The organism is Marinobacter sp. S0848L (assembly GCF_023016065.1).
Lineage (GTDB): Bacteria > Pseudomonadota > Gammaproteobacteria > Pseudomonadales > Oleiphilaceae > Marinobacter.
This window is the reverse complement of sequence record NZ_JALKAQ010000001.1, coordinates 233,210-246,325: the sequence shown is the minus strand read 5'-3', so window position 1 is coordinate 246,325 and position 13,116 is coordinate 233,210. Positions and strand designations below refer to the sequence as shown.

General features: G+C 54.9%; 12 protein-coding genes. 8 read left to right on the top strand and 4 right to left on the bottom strand.

Annotation, left to right across the window (positions count from 1 at the left end; all coding sequences use genetic code 11):
- Position 1: 1 nt before the first annotated feature.
- Positions 2-1,879 (bottom strand): NAD(P)/FAD-dependent oxidoreductase, encoded by a 1,878-nt coding sequence (locus MWU64_RS01190; RefSeq protein WP_247059613.1) that lies wholly within the window; start codon positions 1,877-1,879, stop codon positions 2-4.
- A gap of 283 nt (positions 1,880-2,162) precedes the next feature.
- Between MWU64_RS01190 and MWU64_RS01185 the strand changes: the two genes are divergently transcribed.
- The 7 genes from MWU64_RS01185 to MWU64_RS01155 all read left to right on the top strand — a co-directional run bounded on the left by MWU64_RS01185 (position 2,163) and on the right by MWU64_RS01155 (position 9,443).
- Positions 2,163-3,587 (top strand): DUF5666 domain-containing protein, encoded by a 1,425-nt coding sequence (locus MWU64_RS01185; RefSeq protein WP_247059611.1) that lies wholly within the window; start codon positions 2,163-2,165, stop codon positions 3,585-3,587.
- A gap of 78 nt (positions 3,588-3,665) precedes the next feature.
- Positions 3,666-4,586, top strand: coding sequence for a DUF6502 family protein (locus MWU64_RS01180; protein ID WP_247059609.1), 921 nt, complete (start codon positions 3,666-3,668; stop codon positions 4,584-4,586).
- Positions 4,567-5,997 carry a DUF5666 domain-containing protein gene (locus MWU64_RS01175; protein ID WP_247059607.1) on the top strand — a complete coding sequence of 477 codons (1,431 nt, stop codon included), beginning with the start codon at positions 4,567-4,569 and terminating at the stop codon, positions 5,995-5,997. The genes MWU64_RS01180 and MWU64_RS01175 overlap by 20 nt, the downstream gene beginning before the upstream one ends.
- Before the next feature lie 40 nt (positions 5,998-6,037).
- A complete protein-coding gene (locus MWU64_RS01170) occupies positions 6,038-6,619 on the top strand; it encodes an ACP phosphodiesterase (protein WP_247059598.1) in 582 nt (193 codons plus the stop codon).
- 13 nt (positions 6,620-6,632) lie between these two features.
- The gene (locus MWU64_RS01165) at positions 6,633-7,364 is read left to right on the top strand and encodes a thioredoxin domain-containing protein (RefSeq protein WP_247059596.1); all 732 of its coding nucleotides are present in this window, start codon (positions 6,633-6,635) and stop codon (positions 7,362-7,364) included.
- Between the two features lie 299 nt (positions 7,365-7,663).
- Positions 7,664-8,683: a rhodanese-related sulfurtransferase gene (locus MWU64_RS01160; protein WP_247059588.1), complete on the top strand. Its 1,020-nt coding sequence runs from the start codon at positions 7,664-7,666 to the stop codon at positions 8,681-8,683.
- A gap of 25 nt (positions 8,684-8,708) precedes the next feature.
- Positions 8,709-9,443 (top strand): DUF481 domain-containing protein, encoded by a 735-nt coding sequence (locus MWU64_RS01155; RefSeq protein WP_247059586.1) that lies wholly within the window; start codon positions 8,709-8,711, stop codon positions 9,441-9,443.
- Positions 9,444-9,521: 78 nt separating this feature from the next.
- Here the strand turns inward: MWU64_RS01155 and MWU64_RS01150 are convergent, their stop codons facing one another.
- From MWU64_RS01150 to MWU64_RS01140, 3 genes are all read right to left on the bottom strand, one after another.
- A complete protein-coding gene (locus MWU64_RS01150; protein ID WP_247059585.1) occupies positions 9,522-10,469 on the bottom strand; it encodes a DUF523 and DUF1722 domain-containing protein in 948 nt (315 codons plus the stop codon).
- An 85-nt stretch (positions 10,470-10,554) separates the two neighbouring features.
- Entirely contained in the window at positions 10,555-11,568 is a 1,014-nt protein-coding gene (locus MWU64_RS01145; RefSeq protein WP_247059574.1) for a DUF6160 family protein, read from the bottom strand.
- A gap of 171 nt (positions 11,569-11,739) precedes the next feature.
- Positions 11,740-12,396: a GntR family transcriptional regulator gene (locus MWU64_RS01140; RefSeq protein ID WP_247059565.1), complete on the bottom strand. Its 657-nt coding sequence runs from the start codon at positions 12,394-12,396 to the stop codon at positions 11,740-11,742.
- A 156-nt stretch (positions 12,397-12,552) separates the two neighbouring features.
- Between MWU64_RS01140 and gloA the strand changes: the two genes are divergently transcribed.
- Positions 12,553-13,101, top strand: a complete 549-nt coding sequence (gene gloA / locus MWU64_RS01135; RefSeq protein WP_247059557.1) for a lactoylglutathione lyase — start codon at positions 12,553-12,555, stop codon at positions 13,099-13,101.
- Positions 13,102-13,116 lie beyond the last annotated feature (15 nt).

Genomic DNA, 13,116 nt, shown 5'->3' with positions numbered 1-13,116 from the left:
CTCAAATCTCCTGACCGGTCAGTTCGTTCACAGCACGCCAGGCTTCATCAATCGCTGCGTGCATGTAGGGGCTCCAGGCCGCATCTGAATTGGCAATAGAGATTTGACCATGGCGCTGGCGTGCCTGATGGATGGTGCGCTCGGTGGATTCTTCCGTATCAAACAGGCTGGTTTCTTCATAGCTGTAGCCGTGAGACCAGCGATTGATGGTAATGGCCTCAATCAATCCGTCCAGATCGCCCGGAGACAGGTTGAGGATTGCCGAAAGCTGAGCGCGGATTTCCTGCTCCATTTCCGCGAAAGAGCGACCCAGCAATTCGGCTCGGCCCATGCGTAATTGCTGGCGCACGTCCAGGCCGGTATTGGCCGCGGTGGGCACTTGAACCATGTGAACGACGATCGGCTCTTCCGGGCCTTTGGCGTGCTGGTAACCGCCCATGTTGACCGGGTAATCGAGTTTTACCAAGCTGTAGGGGGCTGTTGGGGAATACAGCGAATGCACCCCGACTTTCTTGAAAGCATGCCAGTTTTTCAACACGACCTTGCTGTAAACCAGTGGTGCTTTCACGTTTTGGTGCAGCGCCTCTTTCTGGGCTGCTGGCAGGGAAGGCACCATGGATGGAATCATCATGTTGTAACAGGCAAGAATGCACTGGCGCCCCTGCACGCGATGCAACACCCCGTCCTGCAGATAGCCAATGTCGACCGGGCCGTCGGGGTTGTCCAGCCGGACCACGGTGCTGTTCAGGCGCAGCCGGGTTTTACTGCTGGCGAGGTCCAGTTTGTGATAATCGAATTTAGCCATCACCACGTCTTCCATGGTGTTGCCGCTGGCAGTTTCGGGAATAAGATCCCGTACCAGTAGCCGAGCGACGGACGCGTTACCATCCGGGAAGTGGTAGATGTACGGCTCGTTCAGTTCTGCTTCCACTTCTTCGCCCGGTTCGGGCAGCCCCATGGCGGTGAAGCCCGGATAGCCGACTTCATGGGCGTCGATGGCCGCTATGGAATCGATACCATAGCCATAAAATTCGGTGCTGGTGGAGCGGAAATACAGCAAAGCGCTATCGCTAAGCCCGGCAATGTTCTTCAGAAAGTCCAGATAGCTGATCGTACTAAGGTATTCCACCTTGTCGTCAACAGACATCTCTTGCAGATAGTGTGGCGGGTTGATGTGCAGCGTCAGCAAAGCCTGAATGTCACTCTCCGGCAGAGGGAAATCCCGGATGTATTCCTCCAGAGAGCGCGCATTGAGCAGGTCTGGCCGAAGATCGTCTGCAACACCCATCTCAGGGCTACCGCCAACTACTTTGTCGACCCCGAAATGAGCCTTATCGAAGAACACACCCCGGCTCATGCCCTGTCGATAGTAGTAGTCCTGGTCGAAATATCGTTTGAACTTTTCAATATCCACATTCAGGGATTCGAGCAGCGAATTCACCTGTTCGCTGAACAGGGCTTCCGGAGACTGAAAGGATTCGCTTCCGCCGTAGGTGAGAAGCGTATTGTCACCCACGTGAAACTCGTTGCGTTTGGCATGGCCGCCAAAATCATCATGGTTATCCAGGATCAGAATGGAGGCATCTGGATGACGCTGGCGGTAATACCAGGCAGCCGCCAGGCCGCTGATGCCCGCACCCACCACAACGAGGTCGTAGGTTTCTTTAACCGCTAATCCGCCAAGGGCGAATCGGTGGCCTTCGCGAGCCAGCTTGTGAGCAGCTTCAAAGGAGCCCGGGTGATTCCCCCGCATGCCTGTGCGTAAGGGAGGGTACAAATACTCCGCCGCCGGATTTGCTCTGAGCATGCTGAGGGGTGTCATGCTGGCGGCGATTGTAAGCGCCACACCATTTAAAAAGTCCCGGCGGGAAATAGCCATCAAGTGTCTCCAAAAATACAACCAGGGTGGAAAAATACAACCAGGGTGGATGAGTGAGTAATGGTTGGGTTGCTAATGATAATTGCTTTTAGTCACGCGCGTTACCACGGTTTTTTCGGATACTTTTTCTCACTTTCGTCGCTTGGCTTAAAACATTTACAAAACGTAAGCAGAAGGAGCTTGCTAAATTGCCAGTTTGGGATTAAATTCCCATTATTGATTTTGGGAAAATAATCCCATATAAAGTTTTTTGTGACAAAGCTGAGCAAACAGGGGAATTGAGATGAAGCGTAATGGACTTTCCGTAGCAGTGAAGATGATCGTGATGGGTGCAGTGGCTGGTTCTCTGATCGCGTGTGGCGGTTCTGGCTCTGGCAGCAGTTCATCTGCAAGTGCCGGCCCTGAGGGGCGCAGCGTGGGTGCCGTTACCGGCTTTGGCAGTGTTTATGTCAATGGCACTCGGTTCAAAACTGATGGCACCGTATCCAGCAACGATGGCCTGGAACGGGAAGATCAGCTGCACAAAGGTATGGTGCTGAAAGTCAGCGGCAGCTGGAATGGTAAAGGAGAGGGCCAAGCCAGCGAGGTCGCCTACGACGACACGCTTCGCGGCCCACTTGCCGAAGCCAGTTGGGATAGCGCCGCTAAAACCGGTCACCTCACTCTACTGGGGCAGAATGTCGCCCTTGACGGCAAAACCGTATTCCGGGGCGCAGCCGTTGGTGATTTGGCCGCAAACCCGACGAACTACCGGGTACGTGTGAGCGGCTGGCGCACCGATGACGGTCAGTTCCGTGCCAGTTACGTAGGCGCCAAGAAAATCGGGATTCAATTTGACGACGACGGCAACCAAGCAGAACTCGAAGGCATTGTGGCGGGCCTTGATGCAATAGCGCAGACCTTCACCATCGGCGGTTACAGCGTGAACTACGAATTGGCCAGCGGCGACGACGACTTTGATCTGGCCGATCTCGAGAACGGCATGGCGGTTGAAGTTGAAGGTTACCTTCAGGGTGACGTATTGATGGCCAAAGAGATCGACAAAGAAGACGACCTGTTCGAAGACGACGACGAAGTTGAAATCTCGGGTGATGTCTTCGAATTCGATGAATCTGCCAGCACCTTTATGATCAACGGCGTGCAAGTGCAGTTCTCTGACGACACCGAATTCGACGACATGGACAGCGGCAACCTTCAGGACGGCACTTACGTGAAGGTAGAAGGCGAGTTCCGTAACGGTGTGCTCATCGCCGAGGAGATCGAAGGTCAGGAAGGCGATGCTGAACTGAGTGGTAAAATTGAGGAATTCGATCGCGAGAACGAAATTCTGACCGTCAGTGGTGTCAAAGTCTGGTTGACCGACAACACGCTCATCGAAACCGATTCAGACAAGCGCCAAAGCCGGGAAGACGATCTGAACGCACTTCAGGTAGGCGATTACGTGGAAGTGGAAGGCCGCCAACGCAATACTGATGGCGGCTACCTGGAAGCCTTTGCCATCGAGCGTGAAGACGATGACGAGGGTAATGTGGCTGAGATCGAAGGGCGTGTTGATGCGATTGGGGAAACTTCCCTCACCATCATGAACCTGGAGATTCTGTTCAACGAACACAGCGTGACGGGCATTAGCAAAGGTGACGAAGTAGAAGTTGAGTACACCCAGAACACAGGTGGTGACTTCGTACTGATCGGCGATCTGAGTGAATAATCGCTCAGATACGAAAGGGGCTGCCGAAAGGCAGCCCCTTCTGGCTTTCAGGCTAGCTATGGGAATACAATCCCAAACATGACGACACCCAATACCAATCCTCTCCACAAAGCGCTGTATCGCATCCTTCGACCTCTGGCCCGATTGCTGTTGCGCAATGGTATTCCGTTCAGCGAATTTGCTGATCTGGTGAAGCGTGCTTATGTGGAAGCGGCCCTTGAAGATTTTACCGATGGGCGACGCAAACCAACCGATTCCCGAGCCGCCGTGATGACGGGGCTCACCCGTAAAGAAGTGAAACGTCAGCGTGATTTGCTGGCCGGTGAACATTCCGGCTCTGAAGGCCGCTCCCACGCCAACCGCGCGTCCCGTGTGGTGTCTGGTTGGGTTCGGGATACTGCCTTTCAATCGGCTGATGGTCAGCCAGCCATGCTGCCCTTTGAAGGTGAAGGCAGCTTCACCGATCTGGTGCGCAAATACAGCGGCGATATGCCGCCTCGAGCCGTTCTGGACGAATTGTTTCGGGTAGGCGTTGTCTCCGCGGATGAACAAACCGGCAAACTGCACCTTCAGAAACGCGCCTACGTGCCCGCAGGCGACAGTGAAGAAATGCTGCAGATCTTCGGTGAAGACGTGTCGGATCTCGTCGCGACGATTGACCATAACCTTACCGACAGCCAGTCTGGCCGTGCGCCGCTGTTTCAAAGAACACTGACCTACGACAACATCCCCCCGGAAGTGATCGCACGCTGGCACCAGTTTGCGGCCGAGAGGTCGCAGCGATTGCTGGAAGAGCTGGACCAATGGCTGGCGCCGTATGACCAGGACCTTTCGCAACCTTCCTCCAGTCATTCAGGAGAGCGGGTGCGCACTGGTGTGGGGGTATTTTATTTTGAAGATCCGATTCAGGCGCGCAGCGCTGCGGATTCCACTTTATCTGATGACCATCACCAGCCTGAACCGCTGGCAGGAGACCCTAATGAATCCGGTATCCATTAAAAAACGCCTGACGCTAGTCTTTACGCCGATCGCGCTCGGCATTTTGGCCGCTTGCGGAGGCGGTGGTGGCACCAGCATTGCGGATGGCGGTATTCGAGGCACGGGCTCCAGTGTCGGTCCGGTATCGGGTTTTGGCAGCGTGTTTGTAAACGGCGTGAAGTTTGAAACCCGCGACATCGTCAATCAGCGTGTTGAGAGCAACGACGATATTTCGACCGAAGCCGACCTTGAAAAAGGCATGATTCTAAGGATCGAAGGGGAGTGGAACAAAGACGGTTCCGGCAAAGCCGAAGCGCTGAAATACGACGACACCTTCCGCGGGCCGGTGACGGATGTTGTTTTGCCAGACAAAAGTGCAGGCAAATCGGGCAGCTTCCGTGTTCTGGGGCAACGTATCAGCTACGACAGCCGCACGGTGATGCGTGTTACTAGTGGCCAGCTTACCGAGGGCATGAAGGTTCGAGTCAGTGCCTGGCGCACGGCTGATGGATACCGAGCCAGCTATATAGGTAGTGTAACCACGGGCTCTGACTACCCCTTGGAGTTGGAAGGGCGAATCGACGAGGTTCAGTTAGATAAGTTCCGGATTGGCGATCAATGGATTCGCGGTGGCCAGAACGTCAGCTACCCCGGTGAACTCACGATCAATGACATAGTGAAAGGAGCATTGGTTGAGGTGGAAGGCCGCTTCCTCTCCGAGGGCGGCGATGTCACCGCCGCCGAAATCCGTGCCTCGGACGACCGCCGCTTCCTCTCAGATGAAAGTGGCGAAATAGAAATGACCGGCCCGGTGCAGTCCCTGAACGTGTCCGGCTCAACCTTCGCATTGAACGGCATTCAGGTTGTCTATGACGACAACACCGAGTTCGACGATTTCGCCCGGTCACGCATCGCCGATAGCCTGCTGGTTCAGGTGGAGGGCGAGATCAAGTCTGGCCGACTGTATGCCGAAGAAATTGAACTGTTCGAAGGCAATGCGGAAGTGGAAGCTGCAGTGTTGACCCCCTTTGAAGGTTCGGCAGAAAACGAGTTGAAGGTCGGAGGTGTTCGGGTTCGGATTACCAATAGTACGTTGATCGACAGAGACGATGACGACCAAACGCCGCTCTCTGAAGCGAAGTTTCTGGAAGTGGAAGGTGTCGAACAAAAAGATGCGAATGGCGTTTTCAGCTATCTCGAAGCGCTCAACATTGAAATCGAGTCTGATGACAGCGGTGAGTATGAGCTAACCGGGCAGTTAACCGCGGACGACCCAAGCTCCAGAAAACTTACTGTCCTGGGCGTCGAGATAACCTACGATCAAAACGTAGGAAGTGAAAACGAAGGCTGGCGCGACTGTGCCGTTGTAAGCGTCGAATACCAAAAAGTCACCGACGGGTTTCAGGCAACCGGAATCGAATGCGATGATTAAGGCTAAGTGATTTCGCACTAGCCCGAGGGAGCACTAACCCATGAACCATCTTGCCCATACGTTTCTCGCGCCGGATTCCGCCGAGGCGCGTGTGGGCAGCATTCTCGGCGACTTCACCAAAGGCATCGACTGGGCAGGGCTGCCGAAACCGGTTCTGGAAGGCGTCCGCCACCACCTGGCGGTGGATAACTTCACCGACCAACACCCACAGGTGCTGGCCAGCAAGCAGCTCTTCTCCAAACAGCGCCGGCGCTTTGCCGGTGTCGCGCTGGATATCCTCTACGACCACTTCCTGTTGCGGCACTGGCATCGTTATAGCGATTTCGAACAAACCGCGTTCATACACACTGTATATCGGGAACTCAGCGCCCAAGAGCCGGTCATGCCACCGGCCATGATCAGGGTTACCCGACGCATGGTGGAACACGACTGGTTCAGTGCCTATCAGGAACTGGACAACATCGGATTCGCCCTGGATCGGGTAGCCGAACGTATTCGTTTTCCCAATCAATTTACTGGAATAATTGATGAAATTCGGGAGAATGAGCGGGTGCTAGAGGCGAATTTCTTGGAGTTCTTCCCCGAACTCCAAACCTTCGCCCGCCAGTATCCGGACACCTGACAAGGAGCCCCAAATGGGTGAAGCAAAGCGACGCAAACAAACAGGCGCCCCTGCGCCGCGTAACCAAGGCAACAAAAAACCGGCTTATATCGCAATAGCTGCAGTGGTTGTTGTCGCTGTGATTGCTGCGGTCTACTTCATGACCACGCCGCCTGCGCCTACCTCCAGCAACCTGCCGGTGGCCGCCGAGAACGCCGACGAGTTTCCGGCTATTTTCGATCAATACGGCACCTCGGTCGGTGCAGAAGACGCCCCTGTGGTGGTGCGTGAATTCGCCGACTACCAGTGCCCGGCCTGCGCCCGCTTCTCCGAAGCCAGCCAGCGTTTGAAAAAAGAATACGTCGAATCCGGCAAAGTCCGCTTCGTCTACTTCGATCTGCCACTACGCCAGCACCCGAACGCCATGCCCGCAGCCCAAGCGGCACGTTGTGCCGGTGACCAGGGTGAATACTGGGCCATGCACGACAAACTCTACGGCTCGCAATCCGCCTGGAGCGGCTCAAACGATCCGGTTGCCACCTTCACCCGCTACGCCAACGACCTAGGCCTTGAAGAGCGCCGCTTCCGCCGCTGCATGACCACAGAACTGCACAAAGAAGCTGTCGAGCAAAGCCTGCAAGTGGCCATGCAACTGCGCGTAGCCAGCACACCAACGGTGCTAGTCGATAATATCCAACTGACCCGCCCCGGCTGGGGCCAGCTGTCGGCAGTGGTAGAGCGTGAACTAAATAAAGCCGAAGACTAAGGCTTCTGACGGGCTTGCGAACAGCGGCCCGGTTTAGCACAACGGTAGCCTTGTGCGGGGGAGTCCCTTCCAAAATCGTGCGCAGCCATGGATGGCGGAGCCGAGCGTACAAGGACGTATCCACAGCGTATTTTGGAAGGGACTCCCCCGTGCAAGGCGGCGCCAAGGCACCCGTCCACGGTAACCCCTACCTTGAACCCAACCAAAAGTGCGTTAAAATCGCCCCCGAAGCTGGTACCAAGCCCGCGAAAACCATCAATCATGCTCCGGATTTACGATCCGGCCCGCAGGAGAAAAACATGAGCAACAACGTAGTTGTCTGCGCACTCTATAAGTTCGCAGTTGTTAACGATTACAAAGACCTACGCGACCCACTGCTAAACCTGATGCTGGAAAAAGACGTGCACGGCACACTGTTGCTGGCCCGTGAAGGCATCAACGGCACCATCGCCGGCAGCCGCGAAGGCATCGACGCCGTCAAAGCCTGGATCGCTAGCGACGAGCGATTCGACGGCATCGACTACAAAGAATCCTTCGTAGAATTCCAGCCCTTCAAACGCACCAAAGTTAAACTTAAGAAAGAAATCGTCACCATGGGCGTTGAAGGCATCGACCCCAAACGGGTGGTGGGCACCTACGTAGATCCCAAAGAATGGAACGACCTGATTTCAGACCCTGAAGTGCTGGTGGTGGATACCCGCAACCAGTACGAAGTCGAAATCGGCACCTTCCAGAACGCGCTAAACCCCGCCACAGACACCTTCCGTGAATTTCCGGACTACGTGAAAGAAAACCTCGACCCGGCCAAACACAAAAAGGTCGCCATGTTCTGCACCGGCGGCATCCGTTGCGAAAAGTCCACCGCCTACCTGAAAGAGCAGGGCTTCGACGAGGTTTACCACCTGAAAGGCGGCATCCTGAAGTATCTGGAAGAGGTGCCTCAAGAGCAAAGCTTGTGGAAAGGTGAATGTTTTGTATTTGATGATCGGGTCACGGTTAATCACAATCTTGAGCGGGGAGACTATGACCAGTGCCACGCGTGCCGTCGCCCGATTACTGAAGACGACAAGCTACGCCCGGAGTATGAACAAGGGGTGAGCTGCCATCAGTGCATCGAGTCACTGACGGAAGAACAGAAGGCCCGCTTCAAAGAGCGCGAACGCCAAATGCGCCTGGCGGAACAACGTGGTGAAGCCCACGTAGGTGGCGAAGCAGCCCGAATTATTGCCGAACGGAAAGCACGCAAACAGGCAGAGCGTGAACGTCAGGCTCGGAAAAGTCTGGAAGGCGAGCGCGCCCGTAAATCGGCGTCATCGTAAGATTAAACCAAACTAAGGAGATAGTATGTTGATCAGGAAGCCGCTCGTTATCGCTTGTCTGGCCTTTGCACCATTGGTGCAAGCTCAAGAAAGTGAAAACTGGGAAGGCGAGGCCGAGCTGGGCGTGTTGATGACGTCAGGCAACACCGACGAAACCAAGATAAACGGCCGCCTGGGCCTGATCAATGAACAGGAATTCTGGCGCAACAGCGGTGAGTTCAGCACCAAGTACACCGAAGCTGACGACGAAACCACCGCTGAAGAGTACAGAGCCGCACTGGAAACCAACTATAAGTTCGATGAACAGCAATACTGGTTCTTGCGCGGTAACTGGGAAGACGACCGCTTCTCTGGTTACGAGTTCGAATCGTCGGTCACCACCGGTTATGGAAATCGGGTTTGGCGAGCCGGTGAGCGCTCGTTCCTCGACCTCTCTGCGGGTGCCGGTTATCGCTACAACAAGCGCATGGAAGTTGATCCGGATACCGGGCGCGACGTGGAAGAAGACGCCATTGCGCGGCTAGCTGCCCAGTTCGACTACGGATTGTCGGAAAACTCCCTGTTCCGGCAGAAACTGAGCACGGAAATCGGTCTGGATGACAACAACACGATCTCCAGATCGGAAACCTCGTTGCAAAGCTCCATTATGAACAACCTGTCCATGAAGGTTGCGTACCGGGTCAAGCACGTATCGGATGCGCCTGATGATTCGGAAAGCACCGACACCGAATTGGCGGTATCACTGCTCTACGGTTTCTAAGCGAAGCTAACCGTGTGCGGATAAAAAAGGGGCAGAGAGTTGTACAACTCTCTGCCCCTTTTGCGTTTAACCCCGGGCTTATACGTTGTTTCGCAAGCCCAGCTCGTCAGGGTAGGGTGTGAGGTATTTCTGGGTACTTAAATAGTCCACAGGCTCCCGGCGCTGAGCCAGACGCAACAGCGTCATCGGCACCACCAAAGGCACTTCCTCCCGGTGATAGGCCTCAATCTGTTCCAGCAGCACGGCTTTGTCGGCGGCGCTCATATCATCTTTCAGATAACCCAACAGGTGATTCATAGCGTTCACATGGGCGCCTCGGCTGACGCGCTGGGTCATGGCTTCCATAAACCCGTGGATGTAACGCTCGGCAATGTCTTCCAAAGGTTCGGATTTCAGATCAGCCAGCATGGGCCCCAGCTGGCGGTAAACTTTCTCGGAATGAGCCAACAGGGCAAACTTGTAGCGCCTGTGGAAATCCTGCAGGGACTGTTTGGTGAGCTTGTCGCCGGCCACGTTCAGCATCCAGTCGTCGTACGCAAACACCCGCTCAATGAAGTTTTCCCGCAGCACGTTGTCGTTCAGGCGGCCTTCTTCTTCAACCGGCATCAACGGGTAGGCTTTCATCAGCGCCTCGGCAAACAAGCCCCGGCCATCCCGGTTCATAACCTTGCCATCGGCGTCGTGAATTTTGATGCGCTCCATGCCGCAGCTGGGCGATTTGGCCATCAGAATATAACCGCGCAGATCTGCTAACGACGGCATCACCTGTTGAATGAAGTCATCCATTGCCTCGGTATGGTCGGCGGTGCCTTTGTTATCGATCAGGCGCAGTTCGCCGTCTTTTTCGCGCAGGTGAATCGCGGGGCGGGGTACCCCTAAACCGGCTTCCAGCTCGGGGCAGATAGAGCGAAAATCAAAGTGCTGCGCGAGCACTTGTGTGCAATAACGGGAATGTTTGTGGCCACCATCGTAGCGAACTTCCTTGCCTAGCAGGCAAGTGCTAATGCCAACGGGAATATTGCTCACTGAATGCTCCTTATGCTGCGCCGAAGTAACTGGCGTAGAAAGTACGTCATTACAGTGTAAACCGATCAATAATAACTGCCAGCAGTTAGTGGCCGTAAACCATCATCGTTGTGTTTTTAATGGCAAAGTCGGTGAACTGAACGGAACCGATGCTGGTGCCACCCACTTTGAAAACAGGCATATCAATGTCGGCTCGGAACTCGACATCGTGAATGGATAGGCCGCTTTTGCCCGAACCGGCACTGGTGCCCTGAGACAGCTTTGCGGTGGCGCTGGCCATACCGAAGTGGCCAAGGGTGTCGTTACCCCGGCGATTATGAATCTGCAAACCTTCAATGCCCACCGCAGCAAAATTGAAAATAAAGATCAGGTCAGCGGCATCCCAATCCAGGCTTCCGTTGGTGATTTCAAAATGCGTATCCAATTGCAGTTCCGAGCCCGACACCGTATTGCCGTTGCCAAGTGTGCGGGTAGAGGTGCCGCCGTTACGAATGATCAGATCCGTAGGGCCGACGTAGCCTTGCAACAGAATGTTCGAGAACAGGTTAGCGCTGCCTTCGGAGCCGGAAGTGGTCAGGCTGTCTATGCCCAATTCAAAATCGACCGCTCGCAGGTAATCGTTCAGGTTGGCGGGGTCACCGTAATCGGTAGCGCCCAGATGAATCACCATGTCTCCGCTGTTAAAGGCTTTGCCGAAACTGCCGCCCACCGAGTATTTGGCCAGCGCGTCAGCAACATCGGGGTTAGACGTATCCAGTTGGCCCGCGGCGGCGCGGCGGGCTATTTCTGAAAACCCGTACTCCAGTACTTCGCCGTCGCCAGCGATATCGACGGTCAGCTTCAAGTTGTCGAGGGTGGTGTCGTTGTGGCCCGATAAGCGAAACCCATTAACGCTGAGGGCGCCTTCGTCGGTCCAGGTGATGCGATCGATATTAAGCTTGGTTTCCAGCTCAATGGTCACACCGGCTTGTCCGGTAACCGATGACAAGGTGGAGTCCGTTAACGGCTTGAAATCAGCGAAGGCAGACAGCGGGAGTGCGGCTCCACTGGCAAAGCACAAGCCGGTAATAAATTGACAGAGAGGAATACGAGTAAACATGTTGGCCCCGGTTGAGACGGTTTGTTTTTGTTATAGCAGCGGCGAAAACGCCAACTGATTGCCCGCAGGGACAACAAAACCAAGGCTGCGGTGAACGTTATTTGAACAGATATACTGTAGGGCGAGAGGCGCCAGCAAACTGTGACGCTTGTCGCAATGTGACAGAAGGCGTTAAGCCAAAGCTTGCTGGATCAGCAGTTTCTGGTGCTCGGCGAATATTTCAATCAGCTCGCGCACCTTAACGGTGTCACGGGCCAACACGGCGGGCTGCAATTCGCTGAAGAAGCGGCGGGTTTGTGCGAGCCCCTGCCGATACCGTTGGGCACTCAGGTAATACGCTCGGCTGACTGCAGGTTTAAAGTTAGACAGAGATTCGGTGAGGTAGGGATTACCCACCACCTCGCAGCAGGCTTCCATTACGCCAAAGCTGGCTTCAACAACCGCGGTCAAGTCGCGCCCGTGATTCTGAATCTGATTAATCACCTGTTGCACAGCCGTCATCACCACAGGCTTGTCTTCTTCTTGCCAGCGTTCGCATAAACGGGTGGCCAGCATGATCAGCAAGTGCATGTACACATCGTACAGTTCAGCGGCATACTCGGCGTTAATCTGCGTTGCCGATGCACCCTTGCGCGGGGTGATCTCAACCAGATGCCAGCGTTCAAGGGTGTACAGTGCTTCCTTTACCGACGCCCGGCTTACCTTGAGTTCGGTTGCCAGATTGGCTTCCTGAATACGCTCGCCCGGCTGAATCTGCCCCGTCATGATGCGCTTGGCCAGGTAGCCGGCAATCTGTTCGGCCAAAGTATTTGGGGCTTGAAAATCCATGGTTGAAAACTCTTTAAATCGGGTTGCGAAGCTGGCTTGGACTAACAACACTACAGCTTAACATAGGCTAAGTAACTGCACGTGGGGGCTTGAAAAGGCCGCCGGATGCACGCATATACTTTGGTTCAAGTCTGAACCACATTGGGATGACCCATTATGCCAAAGCATTTCGAACAGGCCGTTGGCCTGCATGACGCGCCGGTTCCCGAAACCGAAGGTTACGTGTTTAACCAAACCATGCTGCGAATTAAAGATCCGGAGCGTTCTCTGGACTTTTATTCCCGAGTGATGGGCATGCGTTTGGTGCGTAAACTGGACTTCCCGGAAATGAAGTTCACGTTGTATTTTCTGGCGTATCTGGACGATGCCGAAGCCGAGCGGGTGCCCGCTGATGACGGTCACCGGACAACCTACACCTTCGGCCGCGAAGCCATGCTGGAGCTGACCCACAATTGGGGTACCGAAGACGATGCCGATTTCGAGTACCACAACGGTAACGATCAGCCGCAAGGCTTTGGCCATATCGGCGTTGCCGTGCCGGACGTCTACAGTGCCTGTGAACGCTTCGAGCAACTGGGTGTCGAGTTTGTGAAGCGCCCGGACGACGGCAAAATGAAAGGCTTGGCGTTTATCAAAGACCCGGATGGCTACTGGATCGAAATCCTGCAGCCAAACATGCTGGAAAAGCAGCGTAAGGGCGGCTAAGCCTCACCCCGCGCC

Coding starts and splice junctions, on each gene's coding strand:
- MWU64_RS01190 (WP_247059613.1), bottom strand. CDS start 1,879: ATGGCTATTTCCCGCCGGGACTTTTTAAATGGTGTGGCGCTTACAATC.
- MWU64_RS01185 (WP_247059611.1), top strand. CDS start 2,163: ATGAAGCGTAATGGACTTTCCGTAGCAGTGAAGATGATCGTGATGGGT.
- MWU64_RS01180 (WP_247059609.1), top strand. CDS start 3,666: ATGACGACACCCAATACCAATCCTCTCCACAAAGCGCTGTATCGCATC.
- MWU64_RS01175 (WP_247059607.1), top strand. CDS start 4,567: ATGAATCCGGTATCCATTAAAAAACGCCTGACGCTAGTCTTTACGCCG.
- MWU64_RS01170 (WP_247059598.1), top strand. CDS start 6,038: ATGAACCATCTTGCCCATACGTTTCTCGCGCCGGATTCCGCCGAGGCG.
- MWU64_RS01165 (WP_247059596.1), top strand. CDS start 6,633: ATGGGTGAAGCAAAGCGACGCAAACAAACAGGCGCCCCTGCGCCGCGT.
- MWU64_RS01160 (WP_247059588.1), top strand. CDS start 7,664: ATGAGCAACAACGTAGTTGTCTGCGCACTCTATAAGTTCGCAGTTGTT.
- MWU64_RS01155 (WP_247059586.1), top strand. CDS start 8,709: ATGTTGATCAGGAAGCCGCTCGTTATCGCTTGTCTGGCCTTTGCACCA.
- MWU64_RS01145 (WP_247059574.1), bottom strand. CDS start 11,568: ATGTTTACTCGTATTCCTCTCTGTCAATTTATTACCGGCTTGTGCTTT.
- MWU64_RS01140 (WP_247059565.1), bottom strand. CDS start 12,396: ATGGATTTTCAAGCCCCAAATACTTTGGCCGAACAGATTGCCGGCTAC.
- gloA (WP_247059557.1), top strand. CDS start 12,553: ATGCCAAAGCATTTCGAACAGGCCGTTGGCCTGCATGACGCGCCGGTT.